General features: G+C 68.7%; 16 protein-coding genes. 11 read left to right on the top strand and 5 right to left on the bottom strand.

The features are described from left to right. Entirely contained in the window at window positions 1-498 is a 498-nt protein-coding gene (locus tag ACFYO1_RS18075) for a PH domain-containing protein (protein WP_387232124.1), read from the bottom strand. Between the two features lie 396 nt (window positions 499-894). Between ACFYO1_RS18075 and cofH the strand changes: the two genes are divergently transcribed. The 5 genes from cofH to ACFYO1_RS18050 all read left to right on the top strand — a co-directional run bounded on the left by cofH (window position 895) and on the right by ACFYO1_RS18050 (window position 7,969). Beyond that, window positions 895-3,504, top strand: coding sequence for a 5-amino-6-(D-ribitylamino)uracil--L-tyrosine 4-hydroxyphenyl transferase CofH (cofH, locus tag ACFYO1_RS18070; protein ID WP_387235182.1), 2,610 nt, complete (start codon window positions 895-897; stop codon window positions 3,502-3,504). A 311-nt stretch (window positions 3,505-3,815) separates the two neighbouring features. Then, window positions 3,816-4,139 (top strand): ferredoxin, encoded by a 324-nt coding sequence (gene fdxA, locus ACFYO1_RS18065; RefSeq protein WP_150402310.1) that lies wholly within the window; start codon window positions 3,816-3,818, stop codon window positions 4,137-4,139. Window positions 4,140-4,146: 7 nt separating this feature from the next. Next, window positions 4,147-5,259, top strand: coding sequence for a succinyldiaminopimelate transaminase (gene dapC / locus ACFYO1_RS18060; RefSeq protein WP_387232122.1), 1,113 nt, complete (start codon window positions 4,147-4,149; stop codon window positions 5,257-5,259). 115 nt (window positions 5,260-5,374) lie between these two features. Further along, the gene (gene pruA, locus ACFYO1_RS18055; RefSeq protein ID WP_387232120.1) at window positions 5,375-7,009 is read left to right on the top strand and encodes an L-glutamate gamma-semialdehyde dehydrogenase; all 1,635 of its coding nucleotides are present in this window, start codon (window positions 5,375-5,377) and stop codon (window positions 7,007-7,009) included. A gap of 3 nt (window positions 7,010-7,012) precedes the next feature. Next, a complete protein-coding gene (locus ACFYO1_RS18050) occupies window positions 7,013-7,969 on the top strand; it encodes a proline dehydrogenase family protein (protein ID WP_387232118.1) in 957 nt (318 codons plus the stop codon). 6 nt (window positions 7,970-7,975) lie between these two features. Here the strand turns inward: ACFYO1_RS18050 and ACFYO1_RS18045 are convergent, their stop codons facing one another. Next, window positions 7,976-8,833, bottom strand: a complete 858-nt coding sequence (locus tag ACFYO1_RS18045; protein WP_387232117.1) for an oxygenase MpaB family protein — start codon at window positions 8,831-8,833, stop codon at window positions 7,976-7,978. Window positions 8,834-8,989: 156 nt separating this feature from the next. On the opposite strand from ACFYO1_RS18045, the gene ACFYO1_RS18040 reads away from it, so the two are divergent. After that, a complete protein-coding gene (locus ACFYO1_RS18040) occupies window positions 8,990-9,622 on the top strand; it encodes a TetR/AcrR family transcriptional regulator (RefSeq protein WP_387232115.1) in 633 nt (210 codons plus the stop codon). A 6-nt stretch (window positions 9,623-9,628) separates the two neighbouring features. Here ACFYO1_RS18040 and ACFYO1_RS18035 read toward each other — a convergent pair whose 3' ends face one another. After that, the gene (locus ACFYO1_RS18035) at window positions 9,629-10,342 is read right to left on the bottom strand and encodes a hypothetical protein (protein WP_387232113.1); all 714 of its coding nucleotides are present in this window, start codon (window positions 10,340-10,342) and stop codon (window positions 9,629-9,631) included. A 113-nt stretch (window positions 10,343-10,455) separates the two neighbouring features. Continuing rightward, window positions 10,456-11,310: an oxygenase MpaB family protein gene (locus ACFYO1_RS18030; protein WP_387232111.1), complete on the bottom strand. Its 855-nt coding sequence runs from the start codon at window positions 11,308-11,310 to the stop codon at window positions 10,456-10,458. A gap of 146 nt (window positions 11,311-11,456) precedes the next feature. Here ACFYO1_RS18030 and ACFYO1_RS18025 point away from each other — a divergent pair, with 146 nt between their 5' ends. Beyond that, window positions 11,457-12,884 carry an acyl-CoA synthetase gene (locus tag ACFYO1_RS18025; protein WP_387232109.1) on the top strand — a complete coding sequence of 476 codons (1,428 nt, stop codon included), beginning with the start codon at window positions 11,457-11,459 and terminating at the stop codon, window positions 12,882-12,884. 4 nt (window positions 12,885-12,888) lie between these two features. On the opposite strand, the gene dapD is transcribed toward ACFYO1_RS18025, so the two are convergent. Beyond that, complete coding sequence (dapD, locus tag ACFYO1_RS18020) at window positions 12,889-13,836, bottom strand: 2,3,4,5-tetrahydropyridine-2,6-dicarboxylate N-succinyltransferase (RefSeq protein ID WP_387232108.1); 948 nt, start codon at window positions 13,834-13,836, stop codon at window positions 12,889-12,891. Window positions 13,837-13,920: 84 nt separating this feature from the next. Here dapD and dapE point away from each other — a divergent pair, with 84 nt between their 5' ends. The 4 genes from dapE to ACFYO1_RS18000 all read left to right on the top strand — a co-directional run bounded on the left by dapE (window position 13,921) and on the right by ACFYO1_RS18000 (window position 18,306). Then, window positions 13,921-15,024, top strand: a complete 1,104-nt coding sequence (gene dapE / locus ACFYO1_RS18015) for a succinyl-diaminopimelate desuccinylase (protein WP_387232106.1) — start codon at window positions 13,921-13,923, stop codon at window positions 15,022-15,024. A 126-nt stretch (window positions 15,025-15,150) separates the two neighbouring features. Then, window positions 15,151-15,960 (top strand): TIGR00730 family Rossman fold protein, encoded by an 810-nt coding sequence (locus ACFYO1_RS18010; RefSeq protein ID WP_387232104.1) that lies wholly within the window; start codon window positions 15,151-15,153, stop codon window positions 15,958-15,960. Continuing rightward, window positions 15,957-16,520: a TIGR00730 family Rossman fold protein gene (locus tag ACFYO1_RS18005; RefSeq protein WP_387232102.1), complete on the top strand. Its 564-nt coding sequence runs from the start codon at window positions 15,957-15,959 to the stop codon at window positions 16,518-16,520. Before ACFYO1_RS18010 ends, ACFYO1_RS18005 begins: the two co-directional genes overlap by 4 nt. A gap of 16 nt (window positions 16,521-16,536) precedes the next feature. Next, entirely contained in the window at window positions 16,537-18,306 is a 1,770-nt protein-coding gene (locus ACFYO1_RS18000) for a long-chain-acyl-CoA synthetase (RefSeq protein WP_387232100.1), read from the top strand. Window positions 18,307-18,376 lie beyond the last annotated feature (70 nt).

The raw sequence follows: 18,376 nt of genomic DNA, 5'->3' as shown, positions 1-18,376 counted from the left end.
TCACGTCGCGTCGCCTCGATGCTGCGCCGCGATCCGGGTCAGCCGGGTGACGGTCTCCTCGGTCACCGGGAGATCGAGTCCGGAGATCTGCACCGCGCCGGCCGACGAGGCGGTGGTCACCGTCACCGTGGCCAGGCCGAGCAACCGCTCCAGCGGGCCGCGTTCGGTATCCACCGTCTGCACCCGCGAGATCGGCGCCACCCGGCTCTCCTGGGTGAGCCAGCCGACCCGGGTGTAGACGGCCTCCTCGGTCACCTCCCACCGGTGCACCGCGTACCGCCACCACGGCACCACCCCGATGTTCAACCCGGCGAGCACCAGCGTCACCAGCAACACACCGAGCTGCCACCCCCGATTACCGGAGTCGAGCACTGCCCACACGAGCTGCGCCGCGAACGGAACCACCCAGACCAGGACGGCCTGAATGGTCCACAAGAGTTTCGCCTTCGGACTGGGGCGCCAGGCCGGATCGGCCATGATCGTGCGCGGCTGCGACATGCTTGCCATGGTTCCACGAACTCCGGCCGTGGGGGCTGCCGATCGCGTGCGGCGCGGCGCGGCCGGACCGGCGGTACGGGAATCCACCCGGGTGCCGGTGGAATTTCCCCGAGCCTCGCGCAGTTGTCAACGCTCACATGGTGCCTCGCTGTCCCAGGGCTCCGTGGTGAGCGCAGCGTCCCGCGCCCGGTGGGTTCCGGTCGTTACGCTCACTCATCAGCATCGGAAGGAGACAGGTCCGGATGGTTAGCGCATGATCGAAGCCGTGACTGAGCGTAGCGAAGGAACCCCGAACACAGCACCACCGATCACGGTGGAACCGAGCGTCAGCGAGGCGGAGGCGTGACCGAACTGCCGAGCCCGACCATTCCTGCCGCACCCCCTTCCCCCTCGGCCATGCGCCGGGCCCTGCGACGAGCGCGTGACGGCGTCACGCTGAATGTGGACGAGGCCGCCGTGCTCCTGCACGCGACCGGCGACGACCTGAAAGATTTGAGTCACAGCGCCGCCAGGGTGCGTGACGCCGGGCTGGAGTCGGCCGGCCGGCCCAAGACGATCAGCTATTCGCGCAATGTCTTCATACCGCTGACCCGCCTCTGTCGGGACAAATGCCACTACTGCACCTTCGTCACCGTGCCGGGCAAGCTGCGCGCCGAGGGCAAGGGCATGTTCCTGGAACCCGACGAGGTGCTCGACATCGCCCGTCGCGGCGCCGCGCTGGGCTGCAAGGAAGCCCTGTTCACGCTGGGCGACCGGCCCGAGGATCGCTGGCCCGAGGCCGCGCAGTGGCTCGACGAGCGCGGCTACGACTCCACCCTGGACTACCTGCGCGCCGTCTCGATCATGGTGCTGGAGGAGACCGGACTGCTGCCGCACCTGAACCCCGGCGTGATGTCGTGGGAGGAGATCTCCCGGCTCAAGCCGGTCGCGCAGTCCATGGGCATGATGCTGGAGACCACCGCCACCCGGCTGTTCACCGACAAGGGCGAATGCCACTACGGCAGCCCGGACAAGGACCCGGCGGTCCGGCTGCGCGCGATCACCGACGCGGGCCGGCTGTCCGTCCCGTACACCACCGGCCTGCTGGTCGGCATCGGCGAGACGATCGCCGAGCGGGCCGAGTCGATCATGGCGATTCGCAAGCAGCACAAGGCTTTCGGGCACATCCAGGAAGTCATCATCCAGAACTTCCGGGCCAAGGACGACACCGCCATGCGCGACGTCCCGGACGCGGGCATCGAGGAGTTCCTGGCCACCATCGCGGTGACCAGGCTGCTGCTCGGCCCGGACGTGCCGGTGCAGGCGCCGCCGAATCTGGTGTCGCACGAGGACTGCCTGGCGCTGATCGACGCGGGTATCGACGACTGGGGTGGCGTGTCGCCGGTGACGGTGGATCACGTGAACCCGGAACGGCCCTGGCCGAACCTGGACACCCTGCGCGAGATCACCGAGGCGGCCGGCTACCAGCTGGTCGAGCGGACCTCCGCGCACCCGAAGTATGTGCGTGCGGGCAGCCCGTGGATCGATCCGCGGATCGGCGCGCACGTCGCCGCGCTCAGCGATCCGGTGACCGGACTGGCAAACCCGGACGCGATGCCGGTCGGTCTGCCCTGGCAGGAACCGGACCAGTCCTGGGAGTCCGCCGGTCGAGTCGACCTCAACACCTCGATCGACACCGAGGGGCGTAACACCGAGAGTCGCAGCGATTCCGCGATCGGCCGCGGCGTGAGCGACGGGCCCGAAGGCGGTAGCTTGCGTGACCACGAAGGGCACCGTGAACGTCGCCAATCAGGCACTGACGTGGTGGGCGCGTTCGGGGATTGGGACACCATCCGGGAGCAGGCCCGCGACCTCGCGGTGGTCGCGCCGGAACGCCTCGACTCCGAGGTGCTCGCCGCGCTGCGGGCGGCGGAGAAGGATCCGGCCGGACTCTCCGATGCCGAATACCTGGCCCTGGCCACGGCCGACGGCGCGAACCTGGAGGCAGTGGCCGCGCTGGCCGATCAGCTGCGCCGCGACACCGTCGGTGACGACGTCACCTACGTGGTCAACCGGAACATCAACTTCACCAACATCTGCTACACCGGCTGCCGCTTCTGCGCGTTCGCCCAGCGCAAGGGCGACGCCGACGCGTTCACCCTGAGCATGGACGAGGTCGCCGACCGGGCCTGGGAGGCGCACGTCGACGGCGCCACCGAGGTCTGCATGCAGGGCGGCATCGACCCCGACCTGCCGGTCACCGGTTACGCCGACATCGTCCGGGCGGTGAAGCGGCGGGTGCCGTCGATGCACGTGCACGCGTTCAGCCCGATGGAGATCGTGAACGGCGCCTCCCGCGGCGGGCAGAGCATCCGGGACTGGCTGGTCGCGCTGAAGGAAGCCGGCCTGGACACCATCCCCGGCACCGCCGCGGAGATCCTGGACGACGAGGTGCGCTGGGTGCTCACCAAGGGCAAGCTGCCCACCTCGGCCTGGATCGAGGTGATCACCACCGCGCATCAGATCGGCCTGCGCTCCAGCTCGACCATGATGTACGGGCACGTGGACAACCCGAAGCACTGGGTCGGGCACCTGCGCGTGCTGCGCGGAATCCAGGACGAGACAGGCGGTTTCACCGAATTCGTGCTGCTGCCGTTCGTGCATCAGAGCGCGCCGCTGTACCTGGCGGGCGCCGCGCGACCGGGGCCGACGAACCGGGACAACCAGGCCGCGCACGCGCTGTCGCGGATCATGCTGCACGGGCGGATCGATAACATCCAGACCAGCTGGGTGAAGCTCGGCACGATCGGCACCCGGGTGATGCTGAACAGCGGCGCCAACGACCTGGGCGGCACGCTGATGGAGGAGACCATCTCCCGGATGGCCGGCTCGCAGCACGGCTCGGCGAAGACCGTCGCGGAGCTGGTCGACATCGCCGCGGGCATCGGCCGTCCGGCCCGGGAACGGACCACCACGTACGGCGTTCCGCAGCACAGGGTTTCGGCGTTGCCCCTCACCGTGGGATAGCGGCGTAGGCTTCCGGTAACTGCCGGTGGCGGTGATAGACAAGGCGCCACGCGGCGATCGAATTCGGATCTGGTCGGATTGCCGGAATACCGGTAGCCCGACCGGGAGGTTTCCGAACAGCCGGGGCCGTACCCGCGATGACGTGGGACGGCTCCGAACAGCCTGGTCCTGACCGGGGTTTCGGACGGCGAGAGTGGCGTGCGGAACATCTGAAGTTAGGTAAGACTGACCCGGAGTAGCGTGGGGTGTCCGGATAGGGTTTCGCTGGGCGGACTATCCCCGCAAGGTGAGGACAGACTAGGAGAGCGGCAGTGCCGTACATCATCGCTGAACCGTGCGTTGACGTGAAGGACAAGGCATGCATCGAGGAATGCCCCGTGGACTGCATCTACGAGGGTGGTCGCATGCTGTACATCCATCCCGACGAGTGCGTGGACTGTGGTGCATGTGAACCGGTGTGCCCGGTGGAGGCGATCTTCTACGAAGACGACACCCCCGACCAGTGGTCCGGCTACGTGAACGCCAACGTCGACTTCTTCAACGAGCTGGGCTCGCCCGGCGGCGCGACCAAGGTCGGCCAGGTCGAATACGACCCGCCGTTCATCAAGGAACTGCCGCCGATGGCGAGCGAGTAGCTCTGCCGTGTCCGCGCGTAACCGGGTCAGCAGTCTGCTCCCCGACTTTCCCTGGGACACCATCGCTTCGGTGAAGGCGAAGGCGGCGACGCATCCCGGCGGGATCGTCGACCTGTCGGTCGGCACCCCGGTGGACCCGGTCGATCCGCTCATCCGCACGGCCTTGAGTTCGGCCTCGGCGGTACCCGGTTACCCGGCCACACACGGCACCCCTGAGCTGCGCGCGGCCGCGGTGGACGCGCTCAAGCGGCGCTACGGGATCACCGGTCTCGACCCGGCCTCGGTATTGCCTGCGATCGGCACCAAGGAACTGATCGCCGGCCTGCCCCGGCTGCTCGGCCTCGGCGCGGACGACCTGGTCGTCATCCCCGAGGTCGCCTACCCGACCTACGAGGTGGGCGCGCTGTTCGCGGGCGCGCAGATCGCGCGCGCCGACGGGCTCACCCAGCTCGGTCCGCGCACGCCCGCGCTGATGTTCGTGAACTCGCCGTCGAATCCGACGGGTCGCGTGCTCGGCGTGGATCACCTGCGCAAGGTCGTCGAATTCGCGCGCGAACGCGACGTGATCATCGCCTCCGACGAGTGCTATCTCGGGCTCACCTGGGAGGGCCGGGCGGTCTCCATCCTCGACCCCGAGGTCTGCGACGGCGACCACACGAATCTGCTTGCCGTGCATTCGCTGTCGAAAACCTCGAACTTGGCCAGCTACCGTGCCGGTTTCGTCGCGGGCGACCCGGCGCTGGTCACCGAGCTGCTGGAGGTGCGCAAGCACGCCGGCATGATGGTGCCGTTCCCCATCCAGGCCGCGATGACCGCGGCCCTGAGCGACGACACGCACGAGGCGCAGCAGCGCGAGCGCTACCGGCTCCGGCGTGAGGTTCTGCGAAAAGCCTTGGAGCAGGCCGGTTTCCGCATCGATCACTCCGAGGCGGGCCTCTACCTCTGGTCGACTCGCGGCGAACCGTGCCGCGCCACCCTCGACTGGCTCGCCGATCGCGGCATCCTCGCCGCGCCCGGCGACTTCTACGGGCCGACCGGCACCGAGCATGTCCGCATCGCCCTGACCGCCACCGATGAACGCATCGCCGCGGCCGCTGAACGCCTGACCGCCGCGGCGTAATCAGCTCGCACCACGGCCCCAGCACGACGATCGCCTTTCGTGGCGCTCGGCCGACGGACGCCCGACACGCACGACGGGCAAAGGCACGGGGCGCGGGGCGGCGTTAGCCTGAAGTATGGACGCTGTCACGGTTGTTCCTACCCCTAGCAACGAGCCGGTGCATACCTACGCGCCCGGCAGTCCGGAGCGGGAACGGCTGGTCGCCAAGCTGGCCGAGATCGCCGCGGAGACCGTCGAGATTCCGCTGGTCATCGGCGGAAAACACCGGCCGGGCAGTGGCGAGCGGCATGCTGTCGTCGCGCCGCACCGGCACAGTCAGGTACTGGGGACCTACACCGACGCCACGCGGTCCGAAGCGCAAGGCGCGATCGACGCGGCGATGGCGGCGGCGCCGGGATGGCGGAGCTTGCCGTTCGACGAGCGGGCGGCGGTCTTCCTGCGCGCGGCGGATCTGCTGGCCGGGCCGTGGCGGGAAACGGTGGCCGCGGCGACCATGCTCGGGCAATCGAAGTCGGCGCAGCAGGCCGAGATCGACGCGCCGTGCGAACTGGTCGACTTCTGGCGGTTCAATGTGGCGTTCGCGCGGCAGATCATGCAGCAGCAGCCGGAGTCGAGTGCGGGGGTGTGGAACCGGCTGGACTACCGGCCGCTGGAGGGGTTCGTCTACGCCATCACGCCGTTCAACTTCACCGCGATCGCCGGGAATCTGCCGACCGCGCCCGCGTTGATGGGCAATACGGTGGTGTGGAAGCCGTCGCCGACGCAGACGTTGTCGGCGTACTACACGATGCGGCTGCTCGAGGCCGCCGGGTTGCCGCCGGGCGTGATCAACCTGGTCACAGGTGACGGTATCGATCTGTCGGAAGTGGCGCTGGCCGATCCGCAGCTGGCCGGGATTCATTTCACCGGCTCCACCAAGACCTTTCAGTACCTGTGGCAGCAGGTCGGCACGAATATCGGCCGGTATCACGGCTATCCGCGGTTGGTCGGGGAGACCGGCGGCAAGGACTTCATCGTCGCGCATCCGTCGGCCGATCCGGATGCGTTGCGGGCCGCGCTGATTCGCGGGGCCTACGAGTATCAGGGGCAGAAGTGTTCGGCGGCTTCACGCGCCTATATCGCGCGGTCGGTCTGGCGCGAGATGGGTGAGGAGTTCCTGCACCTGACCGACGGGCTGACCTACGGCGACGTGACCGACCTGTCCAATTTCGGTGGGGCACTGATCGATCAGCGCTCGTTCGACAAGAACGCCGCCGCGATCCGCCGGGCCAGGGACGCGGGGATCACCATCCCGGTCGGCGGCACCTACGACGACAGCGAGGGGTATTTCGTCCGGCCCACGGTGCTGCTGGCCGATGATCCGCACGACGAGTCCTTCGCCACCGAGTATTTCGGCCCGATCCTGTCGGTGTACGTCTACGACGACGCCCGGCCCGATTCCTACGCGGCTATTCTGGCCGAGGTCGACGCCGCCGCGCCCTATGCGCTGACCGGCGCGGTGTTCGCGCAGGATCGCCAGGCGATCGAACAGGCCGGCGCCGCACTGCGATTCGCGGCCGGCAACTTCTATATCAACGACAAGCCGACCGGCGCGGTGGTCGGTCAGCAGCCGTTCGGCGGCGCGCGCGCATCCGGTACCGACGACAAGGCGGGCTCCCCGCTGAACCTGCTGCGCTGGGTCGCCGCGCGCACGATCAAGGAAACCTTCGTCCCGCCCGCCGATTACCGCTACCCGCACATGGGGGAGTGACCGGTGAATCCGCTGCGTCCCCTCATCCTCGCGGCGGCGGAGTCGCCGCGGCTGAAGCGTGCGCTCACCGGCATCCCGATCACCGCCGACATCGTGCGGCGGTTCGTCGCGGGGGAAACCCGGGCCGAGCTGATCGAGGTGGCGCAGGCGCTGCTGGACAGCGGCCGGATGGTCAGCGTGGATTTCCTCGGGGAGAACACCACCGACCGGAGTCAGGCCGATGCCACAGTGGCCGAATATCTTTCGCTGATCAACGACCTCGCCGCGCTGAATCGATCGGCACTGCCGGGGATCGACGCACCGCCCGTCGAGGTGTCGGTGAAGCTGTCCGCGCTCGGCCAGGCCCTGCCGGACGACGGACCCGCGACCGCCACCGAGAACCTGCGCATCCTGTGCACCAAGGCCGCCCAGGCCGATGTGTGGGTGACCGTCGACGCCGAAGATCACACCACGACCGATGCCACGCTGGCCACCGTCCGTGAGCTGCGCGGTGAATTCCCTTGGCTCGGTGCGGTTCTCCAGGCGTACCTGCGCCGGACCGAGGCGGATTGCCGTGAACTGTCCGGGCCGGGATCGCGAATCCGGTTGTGCAAGGGCGCCTATCGCGAGCCGCACGACGTCGCCTTCCAGCGCGCGTACGAGGTGACCGAGTCCTATCTGCGCTGCCTCGACGCGCTCATGCTCGGTGACGGCTATCCCATGGTGGCCACCCATGATCCGGAGCCGATCGCCGACGCCGAGGATCGCGCGGCGGAAAGTGACCGTGGCCCTGACCGTTTCGAGTATCAGATGCTGTACGGCGTCCGCGACGCCGAGCAGTCGAGGCTGGCTGGGGAAGGCCGGGCGGTGCGGGTCTACGTGCCGTACGGCAGCCAGTGGTACGGCTATCTCACCAGGCGATTGGCCGAGCGGCCGGCCAACCTCACGTTCTTCCTGCGTGCCCTGGTCAGCAAGTCCTGAAAGGCCTTACACCAGTGGCTTGCCCAGCCGCATCCGCCGGCGCAGGTCGAACAGGTAGAGGTTCAGCGGAAACAGCCGCGCCTGCTTGGGCAGCCTGGTGTTCACCACCGAGATGCCGCGCAGCAGCCGGTCGAATCGGCGCTGGTCCCGCTCGGTCCAGGTCATCCGCATCTCGTCGCGCACGTGCTGCGGCAGCAGCCCCGCCACGATGAATCGTTGCACCTTGGCGAAGGTGAGCCGGATCGGCAGCGGCATCATCCGGAGATCGATCAGGTCATCGAAGTACGCGCGCAGGGCGGGCTCGATGCGGTGTCGCGCAAGGTTCTCCTCCCACCACGGATAGAACTCCGCGCGGTCGGCCGGCCACATGTCCGGCCGCATCTGCAAGGTGGTGCCGAGCCGCGCGCTGTACTGGTAGAGCGCCTCGGCCGCGGCCGGATCCAGGGGTCCGTGCATCCGGGTGTAGAGGTCCTCGATGCCCCAGTAGATGGTGCCCGCCACCCACAGTTGCAGCTTCGGATCGAAGGCGTTGTATTTCACCGGGCTCTGCGGTCCGGAGTGGATCGGGCGGTGCGAGCGGTTGACCGCCTCGCGGTAGGCCGCGCGTTCTTCGTCGGAACCCATCATCGCCACGGCGATGTAGGTCAGCGTGGTGCGCAACCGCTTGACCGGATGCAGCGTGACCTTGCCGCTGTCCACCGGGCTCTCCAGCACGCCGCGGCCGACCGGGCGCAGGCTCAGCTGCATGATCACGTTGGCGGTGCCGCCGAGGAAGGCCGCGATGCCGTCCATGTACGGCTCGACGGTTTCCGGCGTGAGGGCCGGCGGGGCCGGCGGCTCGACCCGATGCAGCGGTGCGGTCATCGTTGACCTCGACTTTCTGGGCCCGAGGTGGTCTCCGGACCGGCGAACGGATGAGAAGGTTCTCATTTCACTTTCTCATCGTCTCGTCAACTGTGTCAATGATGCGCTGCAATGATTCTTGTGTCATCGTTTCGGCGATCCGGATAGGCTGGCGGCATGGCGAGGCTGACCAGACTGCTGCCGTTGGTGCGAAGCGCCGGTCCGGAAGACGGCAATCAGACGCGCGTGCTCGACGCCGCGCTGCTGGCCTTCCTCGACTTCGGCATCAAACGCACCAGCATGGTCGAGGTGGCCCGGCGCTGCGGGCTCTCCCTCGCCACGCTGTATCGCCGCTTCGCCAGCAAGTCCGACCTGATCGAGGCGGTCGGGTTGCGGCAGACCCGGGAGTTCGTCGAGGACGTCGACGCCGCCTTGCAGCGGCAGGTCGATCGCGACGCGGGCGCGCAGGAACAGATCGTCGAGCTGTTCGCCGCGTTCATCACCGGGTTGCGGGACAACCGGCTCGTGCACCGATTGCTGGCGACCGAGCCCGAGCTGGTGCTGCCGTATCTCACCATCAAGGGTGCGCCGGTGCTCGAACTCGGCCGAGACTACGTGGCCGAGTTCATCTCTCGGTTGCAGCGGGAAGGCAAGCTGCCCGCCTATGACCCGGAGCCGCTCGCGGAGATGATCGCGCGGACCGCGTTGTCGCTGGCCTTGACGCCGCAGACGGTGATTCCGCTCGGCGACGAGGTGGCGATCCGGCAGTTCGCCCGCGATCACATCGTGGTGTCGTTCCGGGTGCCCTGACCCGGGTCAGCGGCCGGTCAGCAGTTCCACGGCGGCCAGCGGGAGTGCGCCGAGGATGTCCAGGGTCTGCTCGGTCGCGGTGCCGTGCGTGTGCGCCGCGACCGTGAAGCCGGGGCCGTAGGAGGCCGACGCGACATCGGGTTCGCCGATATCCGACCAGCCCCACTTGGTGCCGAGGACGAACGGCACACGCGCTGTGCCCCAGTCCTGTTCGGTGCCGTCGGCGGCGCTCTGGCCCGCGGCGGCCATCCAGTCGAAGATCGGTGAGCCGGGGTCGGTGCGCAGCTTGGCGTCCAGGAAGCCGGTCAGGTCCGCGGTGCTGGTGTATGCCGCGCCCCAGCTGCCCGCGGAGTGTGTTTCGGTCAGCCGGTATTCCGCCGCAATGCTTTTGAGCGCCTGCGGATACTTGGCCTCCATGGCGGTGGCCGCGCCGTCGTCGGAGTAACGGATCATCCGCTCGGCGAGGTCGCGGTCCGCGCGCGAGCCGTCGCCGTGCCGCAGCGCGTAGTCGGCCAGGTAGAGCTTGGTCAGCGAGAGGCTGGTGCGCGATTCGTGTTCGTTCGCGGTGCTCCAGTGCGGGCCGAGGGTGGAGCGGATGGAGATCGAGGTGCGCGGCGGGACCACGTCCGGAGCGGGCGGTTCCGCGCAGGCGATCGGCGCGAACAGTGCGCAGTAGGTCGCCGCGGCGGCGGCCGCGGTCGCAACAGTCCGATAGCCCATCGTTTCCTCCTGGCTCGGCCCCCCAGGTGCACTTCGAGATAACACCGCTCGACGCGCAACCGTGGTCGCGACACGCAAACGTTCAGCAACCTGTTGTGCTCGCCATGGGACGGTCAGACGAGGGGCAGGCCGAGACGGCGGCGCAGGCGCAGGTCGAGCAGGTAGGCGTTCATCGGGAACATGCGGGCCTGGCGGGGGAGCCAGGTCTGCGCGGTGCCGAGGGCACGCATGATGTGCTGGAGGACGCGTTCGTCGCGCGCGGTCCAGGTGAAACCCATCTGGTCGCGCAGGTGCTGCGGGAGCAGGCCCGCGACGAAGAACCGATGCGGGCGGGCGCAGGCGAGTTGCACCGGCCGGGGCAGCATCTTCAGCTCGATCAGGTCGTTGAAGTAGTCGCGCACCGGTGGATCGATCGTGGTGCCGGCCAGATGTGTGTCCCAATACGCGGCGAAGGCCTGCCGATCGGCGGGCCACATGTCTTGGCGCACTTGCAAAGTGGTGCCCAGGCGGGCGCTGTAGCGGTAGAAAGCGTCGGCGGTCTGCTCGTCCATCGGGTCGTGCATGCGCTCGTAGAGATCCTTCGCGCCCCAGTAAAGGCAAGCGGCCACCCACAATTGGAGACTCGGGTCGAAGGCGTTGTACCGCACCGGACTCGACGCGGTCGAATGCACCGGGCGATGCGAACGATTGACGGCTTCGCGGTAGTCGGCGCGTTCGTCCTCGGTGCCGAGCATGGCGACGGCCAAGTAGGTGATCGTGGTCCGCAGCCGTTTGACCGGGTGCAGCATGACCTTTCCGCAGTCGACGGTGCTCTCCACCACGCCGTAGCCGACCGGCCGGGAGCTGAGCTGCATGATGACGTTCGCGGCGCCGCCGAGCAGGCCGGCGATGCCATCGATGAACTGGGTGATGTCGAGCTCGTCCGGCGGTACGGTCTCGTGCGTCGTTGCGCGAAGTGGCCTGGTCATCGTCGACCTCTATCTCATTGAGAAGGCTATGCATTCACTGTCTCACCGCCTCATCGGATGTGTCAACGGTCACATCGGTGGTTCATTCGTCTGTGATCGGCCGAGGCATTGCGGGCCGGATGGGTTGAGCGAAGTACTTTGGGCGCATGTCGTTCGGTCCGCCGCTGCTGCTCAGTTCCCTGAATCCGCTTGCCGTCGCCGGCGGTGCGGACATCCCGGATGCCGTCACCATCGACGGGGTGACGCTGTCCCGCAGTGATCTGCTCGGGGCCGCGACCTCGGTCGCCGAGCGGGTGGCCCGAGCCGACCGGGTCGCGGTCCTGGCCGAGCCGACCGTGACCACGGTGCTCGCGATCGTCGGCTGCCTGATCGCCGGCGTGACCGTCGTGCCGGTGCCGCCGGACTCGGGAACCGCTGAGCTGGCCCACATTCTGGCCGATTCCGGGGCGCAGGCGTGGCTCGGTAAGGCGCCGGCGGGCAGCGAGTTGCCGGTGGTTCCGGTGCGGGTGCACGCCCGATCGTGGCACACCTATCCCGAACCCGACCCGGCCGCAACGGCTTTCGTGCTCTACACCTCCGGCACCACCGGTCTGCCGAAAGGGGTCGTGCTCAGCCGCGGCGCGATCGCGGCCGGGTTGGACGCGCTCGCCGACGCCTGGGCCTGGACCGCGAACGATGTTCTGGTGCACGGGCTTCCGCTGTTCCACGTGCACGGCCTGATCCTCGGCGTGCTCGGCCCGCTGCGGGTGGGCAGCCCGCTGGTGCACACCGGCAAGCCGACCCCGCAGGCGTACGCCGCCGCGCGCGGCACGCTGTACTTCGGCGTGCCGACCGTGTGGTCGCGCGTCGTCGAAGATCCCGAAGCGGCAAAGCAATTGGCCGATGCCCGGCTGCTGGTGTCGGGCAGCGCGCCGCTGCCCGTCCCGGTCTTCGAGCGGTTGCGTGAACTCACCGGCCACGCGCCGATCGAGCGCTACGGCATGAGCGAAACCATGATCACGCTGTCCACCCGGGCCGACGGCGAGCGCCGTCCAGGCTGGGTCGGCACCCCGGTGCGCGGCGTGCGGACCCGGTTGCGTGACGAGGCGGGCGCGGATGTCGCGCACGACGGCGAAAGCATCGGCGGCCTCCAGGTTTCCGGACCGATGCTGTTCGACGGCTACCTCAACCGTCCCGATGCCGACGCCGATACCTGGACCGAGGACGGCTGGTTCAGGACCGGCGACGTCGCCGCCATCGATCAGGACGGCTTCCACCGCATCGTCGGCCGAGAATCGGTGGACCTGATCAAATCCGGCGGCTACCGCATCGGCGCGGGCGAGGTCGAGACCGTACTCCTCGGCCACCCCGCCGTCGCCGAGACCGCCGTGGTCGGCCTGCCCGACCCCGACCTCGGGCAGCGCATCGTCGCCTTCGTCGTATTACGCGGCGACGCACCGCCTTCCATCGAACAGGACCTGATCACCCACGTCGCCGACCAACTCTCGACCCACAAACGCCCGCGCGAGATCCGCGTCGTCGACTCCCTCCCCAGAAACGCCATGGGCAAGGTCCAGAAGAAACGCCTGACCTGACGGTTCAGTCGTTGGCGTGCAGGGCGGCGTTGAGTTCGATGCCGGTTCCCTTGCGGGGCACCACCTCTACCGCGCCGGTGACCGAGTTGCGGCGGAACAGGAGGTTGTTCTGGCCGCTGAACTCGGCGGCCTTGACGACGGCGCCGTCGGGGGTGGTGACCTTGGTGCCCGCGGTCAGGTAGAGGCCCGCCTCGACCACGCAGTCGTCGCCGAGCGGGATGCCGACGCCCGCGTTGGCGCCGAGCAGCGAGCGTTCGCCGATGGAGATGACCGTGGTGCCGCCGCCGGACAGGGTGCCCATGATGGACGCGCCGCCGCCGACATCGGAGCCGTCGCCGACCACCACGCCGGCCGAGATGCGGCCCTCGACCATGGAGTTGCCCAGGGTGCCCGCGTTGAAGTTCACGAAGCCCTCGTGCATGACGGTGGTGCCGGAGGCGAGGTGCGCGCCGAGCCGGACCCGGTCGGCGTCGCCGATGCGCACGCCGGACGGGATGACGTAGTCGACCATGCGGGGGAACTTGTCGACGCTGTACACGGTCACCGGGCCGCGGGCGCGCAGCTTGGCGCGGGTGGTCTCGAAGCCCTCTACCGCCGCCGGGCCGTGGTTGGTCCACACCACATTGCTGAGCAGCCCGAACTGACCGTCCAGGCTCACCCCGTGCGGCCGGACCAGCCGGTGCGAGAGCAGATGCAGCCGCAGGTAGACGTCATGCGCGTCGACCGGAGCGGCGGACAGGTCGGCGATCGTGGTGCGCACCGCGACCACGTCGACCCCGCGCGCCTCGTCGAAGCCGAGCAGCGCCGCGAACTCCGCGGGCGCGTCATCCAGGCGCTTGGTCCCGGTCTCGGCGAACTCGCCGAGCTCCGGGCTCGGGTACCAGGTGTCCAGGACGGTCCCGTCCGCGGTCACATTGGCGATACCGACTGCTGCTGCTCCCTGAATACTCACGTCAACAGAGATTACCGACCCGCTCGGGCACGTGGTGAGCCCGCTCCGCCGATGTGCCACACCACACGGTCGTAGGGTGGGGGCGTGACCCTCGACCTGCGTGCTGACCCGATCACCCTGACCGCCGCCCTCGTCGATATCCCGAGTGTCTCGCGCGACGAGCAGGCCATCACCGACCTCGTCGAGCGGGCGCTGCGGGAGCAGACGAGCGGGTTCGAGGTGCTGCGGCACGGGAATGTGGTGCTGGCGCGGACGAATCGGGGGCTGCCCAGCCGGGTGGTGCTGGCCGGGCATCTGGACACCGTGCCGATCGCCGACAACGTGCCGGGCCACTTCACCGAGAACGCGGCGGGGGAGCGGGTGTTCTACGGCTGCGGGTCGGTCGACATGAAGTCCGGCGACGCGGTGTTCCTGCACCTGGCCGCGACGATCGCCGAGCCGGTGCACGACCTGACGCTGATCTTCTACGACTGCGAGGAGATCGCGGCCGAGTTCAACGGGCTCGGCACCATCGAACGTGAATTCCCGGACTGGCTCGACGGCGACCTGGCGGTGCTCGGCGAACCGTCCGGCGGCTGGATCGAGGCGGGCTGCCAAGGGACGCTGCGGGTTCGGCTGTCCACCGCCGGCGTGCGCTCGCATTCGGCGCGAGCCTGGTTGGGCGACAACGCGATTCACCGCTTGGCTCCGATCCTGCAGCGGCTGGCCGACTATCGGGCCCGCGAGGTCGACATCGACGGCTGCGCCTACCGCGAGGGTCTGTCCGCGGTGCGCGTCTCCGGCGGGGTGGCGGGCAATGTGGTGCCCGACGCCGCCGAGGTCGACGTGAACTTCCGCTTCGCCCCGGACCGCACGGTCGAGCAGGCCGTCGAGCATGTCCGCGAGGTCTTCGCCGGCCTCGAGCTGACCTTCGAGGTCACCGACTCGGCGCCCGGCGCGCTGCCCGGCCTGACCGCTCCGGCCGCCAAGGACCTGATCGCCTCGGTGAACAGCCACGGCGGCGGCGGGGTGCGGGCCAAGTTCGGCTGGACCGACGTCGCCCGCTTCGCCGCCCGCGGCATACCCGCGGTGAACTTCGGCCCCGGCGACCCCAACCTCGCGCACAAGCGCGACGAGCACGTCCCCGTCGACCAGATCACGGCGGTCACCGCGATGCTGCGCAACTACCTCACCGGCAGGTCGAGCTGACCTACCGCGAGGTTTGCCGGCCCGTAGATTGCGGGCCGGCCTCGCTCTCGGGTCGGGCCATTGAACGTGGGACGACTTCTCGCCTCCGGGCCGTTGCTTCGTGCGGTCCCCGGTAGCGTGGTCGGCATGTCCACCGACGCCGCTGACCGCGAGGTTGCCAACACGCAGAAGTCGACAGCCAAGTTTCGCGGGCCGATCATGCTCCGGCGCGACCGCAAGGACGGTACCGGCACGGCCGACCGGAATCTCCTGGATCGGCGCGGCGACACCGATTGGGTACACACCGACCCGTGGCGCGTGCTGCGCATCCAGGCCGAGTTCGTCGAGGGCTTCGGCGCGCTCGCCGAGGTGCCGCGCGCGGTCACCGTCTTCGGTTCGGCGCGCACCGGCCCGGATCATCCGGAGTACCAGGCGGGCCGGGCGATCGGCGCCGCGCTGGCCAAGGCCGGTTTCGCGGTGATCACCGGCGGCGGTCCCGGCGCGATGGAGGCGGCCAACCGCGGCGCCTGCGAGGCGGGCGGCTATTCGATCGGCCTCGGCATCGAGCTGCCGTTCGAGCAGAGCCTCAACGAGTGGGTCGATCTCGGCATCAACTTCCGCTACTTCTTCGTCCGCAAGACGATGTTCGTGAAGTACTCCGAGGCGTTCATCTGCCTGCCCGGCGGCTTCGGCACCCTGGACGAGCTGTTCGAGGCGCTCACCCTGGTGCAGACCCGCAAGATCACCCGCTTCCCGATCATCCTGTTCGGCAGCAGGTACTGGTCCGGCCTGGTCGATTGGCTGCGGGATTCGCTCGGCGGCTCCGGCAAGATCTCGCCCGGCGACCTCGGGTTGATCCATGTCACCGACAGCGTGGAGGAGATCGTGCAGATCATCCTGTCCTACGCCGAGGCGGGCGCCGCCGAGGAAGCACTCGGCACGGAGGACCAGTGGTGACCGAACAGCAGCCCTACGCCGTCTGTGTCTACTGTTCGGCCAGCACCGCCGATCCGGCCTACCTCACGCTGGCCGCCGAGGTCGGCGCCGAGATCGCCCGCCGCGGTTGGCAATTGGTGTCCGGCGGCGGCAACGTCTCGATGATGGGCGAGGTGGCGACCGCGGCCAGGGCCGGCGGCGCGAACACCATCGGGGTGATCCCGAAGCATCTGGTGCACCGCGAGGTCGCGGACGTGGACGCCGACGAACTGGTCGTCACCGACACCATGCGGCAGCGCAAACAGATCATGGAGGACCGCGCCGACGCCTTCCTCACCCTGCCCGGCGGCATCGGCACGCTCGAGGAGTTCTTCGAAACCTGGACCGGAGGGTATCTGGGACAGCACAATAAGCCGGTGGTGTTGTTGGACCCGAATGGCTTCTACCGAGGCCTTTTCCAGTGGCTCGACGAACTCTACGACCGTAAGTTCGTGCCCCAGCCCGCCATGGACCGCATCACCGTGGTCACCGATCTTTCGTCCGCCTTCACGGCACTGGAGGCGCGAGCAACACCTTCCTGATGAGGAGAGCTAGACAGTGAGTTCCGACGGCCGCTCGACGGTGAGCCTATTCAGCCTGGCCAGAAACTTGCCCGCGATGGCGCTCGACGTGCCGGCCATGCTGCGCAACGCGGCAGGCATGCTGGTCGGGCCGGACGACACATCCTCGGTGGGGCTGTACTTTCAGCGCGCCGCGCACCGGCATCCGGACCGGACCTTCCTGCGCTTCGAGGGCGCCGCCTACACCTACGGCGAGGCCAATGCCGAGGTGAATCGCTACGCCGCGGTGCTCGCCGAGCGGGGCGTGCGGCGCGGGAACGTGGTCGGCGTGCTGATGACCAACCGGCCCGAAACCTTGTTCGTCATCCTGGCTTCGGTCAAACTCGGCGCCACCGCGGGCCTGCTCAACCATCATCAGCGCGGCCAGGTGCTCGCGCACAGCTTCGGCCTGCTGAACAGCGTGCTCGACGTGGTCGGCGAGGAATGCGCGGCGGCACTGGACTCGCTGGCCGAGCCCCTGCCGAACGTGTTGTCTGCCAACGACTTGCACGACGCCGCCCGGCACGCGGACGCGACCGATCCGCAGGCGTGCGCGGAGGTCACCGCCAAGGAACGTGCCTTCCTCATCTTCACCTCCGGCACGACAGGCCTGCCGAAGGCCAGCGTGATGACGCACCTGCGCTGGACCAAGAGCCTGGCCGGCATCGCCGGACTCGGAATTCGCCTGCGCGGCAACGACACCCTGTACTGCTGCCTGCCGCTCTATCACAACAACGCGATCACCGTCGCGCTGTCGGCGGTGATCGGCGCCGGCGGCACGCTTGCCCTCGGCAGGCAGTTCTCCGTGTCCCGGTTCTGGGACGAGGTGATCCGTGAGCAGGCAACGGGTTTCATCTACATCGGTGAACTGTGCCGTTATCTGCTGAATCAACCGGCGACGCCCACCGACCGGCAGCACCGGGTGCGGCTCGCGGTCGGCAACGGGCTGCGCCCGGAACTGTGGGACGAGTTCAAGACGCGGTTCGGCATCAACCGGATCGTCGAGTTCTACAGCGCGAGCGAGGCCAACATCGCCTTCATCAACGCGTTCAGCGTCGACCGCACGGCCGGCTTCGGGCCGCTCCCGTATGCCGTGGTCGAGTACGACGACGAGACCGGAAAAGCCAAGCGGGACAAGGACGGCCGGCTGCGCAGGGTGGGTACCGGCGAGGTCGGGCTGTTGCTGTCCAAGGTCACCGATCGCTCGCCGTTCGACGGGTACACCGACCGGGACGCCTCCGAGGCGAAGCTGGTCCGCGACGGCTTCGCGCAGGGTGACGTCTGGTTCGACACCGGCGACCTCGTGCGCGATCAGGGCTGGCATCACATCGCGTTCGTGGACCGGCTCGGCGACACCTTCCGCTGGAAGGGGGAGAACGTGGCGACCACCGAGGTCGAGGGCGCGCTGACCCGCTCGCACGCGCTCTCCCAGGCGGTCGTCTACGGCGTAGATGTGCCGGGCGCCGACGGCAAGGCGGGCATGGCCGCGGTGACGCTGGCCCCGGATGCCGAGTTCGACGGCAAAGCGATCGCCGGCGAGGTCTATCAACAGCTGCCCGGCTATGCCGTCCCGCTGTTCATCCGCGTGGTCAAGGAGCTGGAGCAGACCTCCACCTTCAAGAGCCGCAAGGTCGAGTTGCGCAAGCAGGGGTACGCCGCCGACGGCGACGGCAACCTGTACGTTCTCGCGGGCCGCTCGGACGGTTACGTCCCCGCGTACGACGACTACGCCGCCGACGTGGCCGCGGGGCGCGCGCCGAAGAACTGATAAACCCAACGACTGATTTCGTCGGCACATGGGTAACTCGTCGGGCACGCCCAGCCTCAGCCGTACGCCT

It is taken from the genome of Nocardia sp. NPDC006044 (assembly GCF_042871115.1).
Classification (GTDB): domain Bacteria; phylum Actinomycetota; class Actinomycetes; order Mycobacteriales; family Mycobacteriaceae; genus Nocardia.
This window is presented reverse-complemented; position numbering and strand designations above follow the sequence as displayed.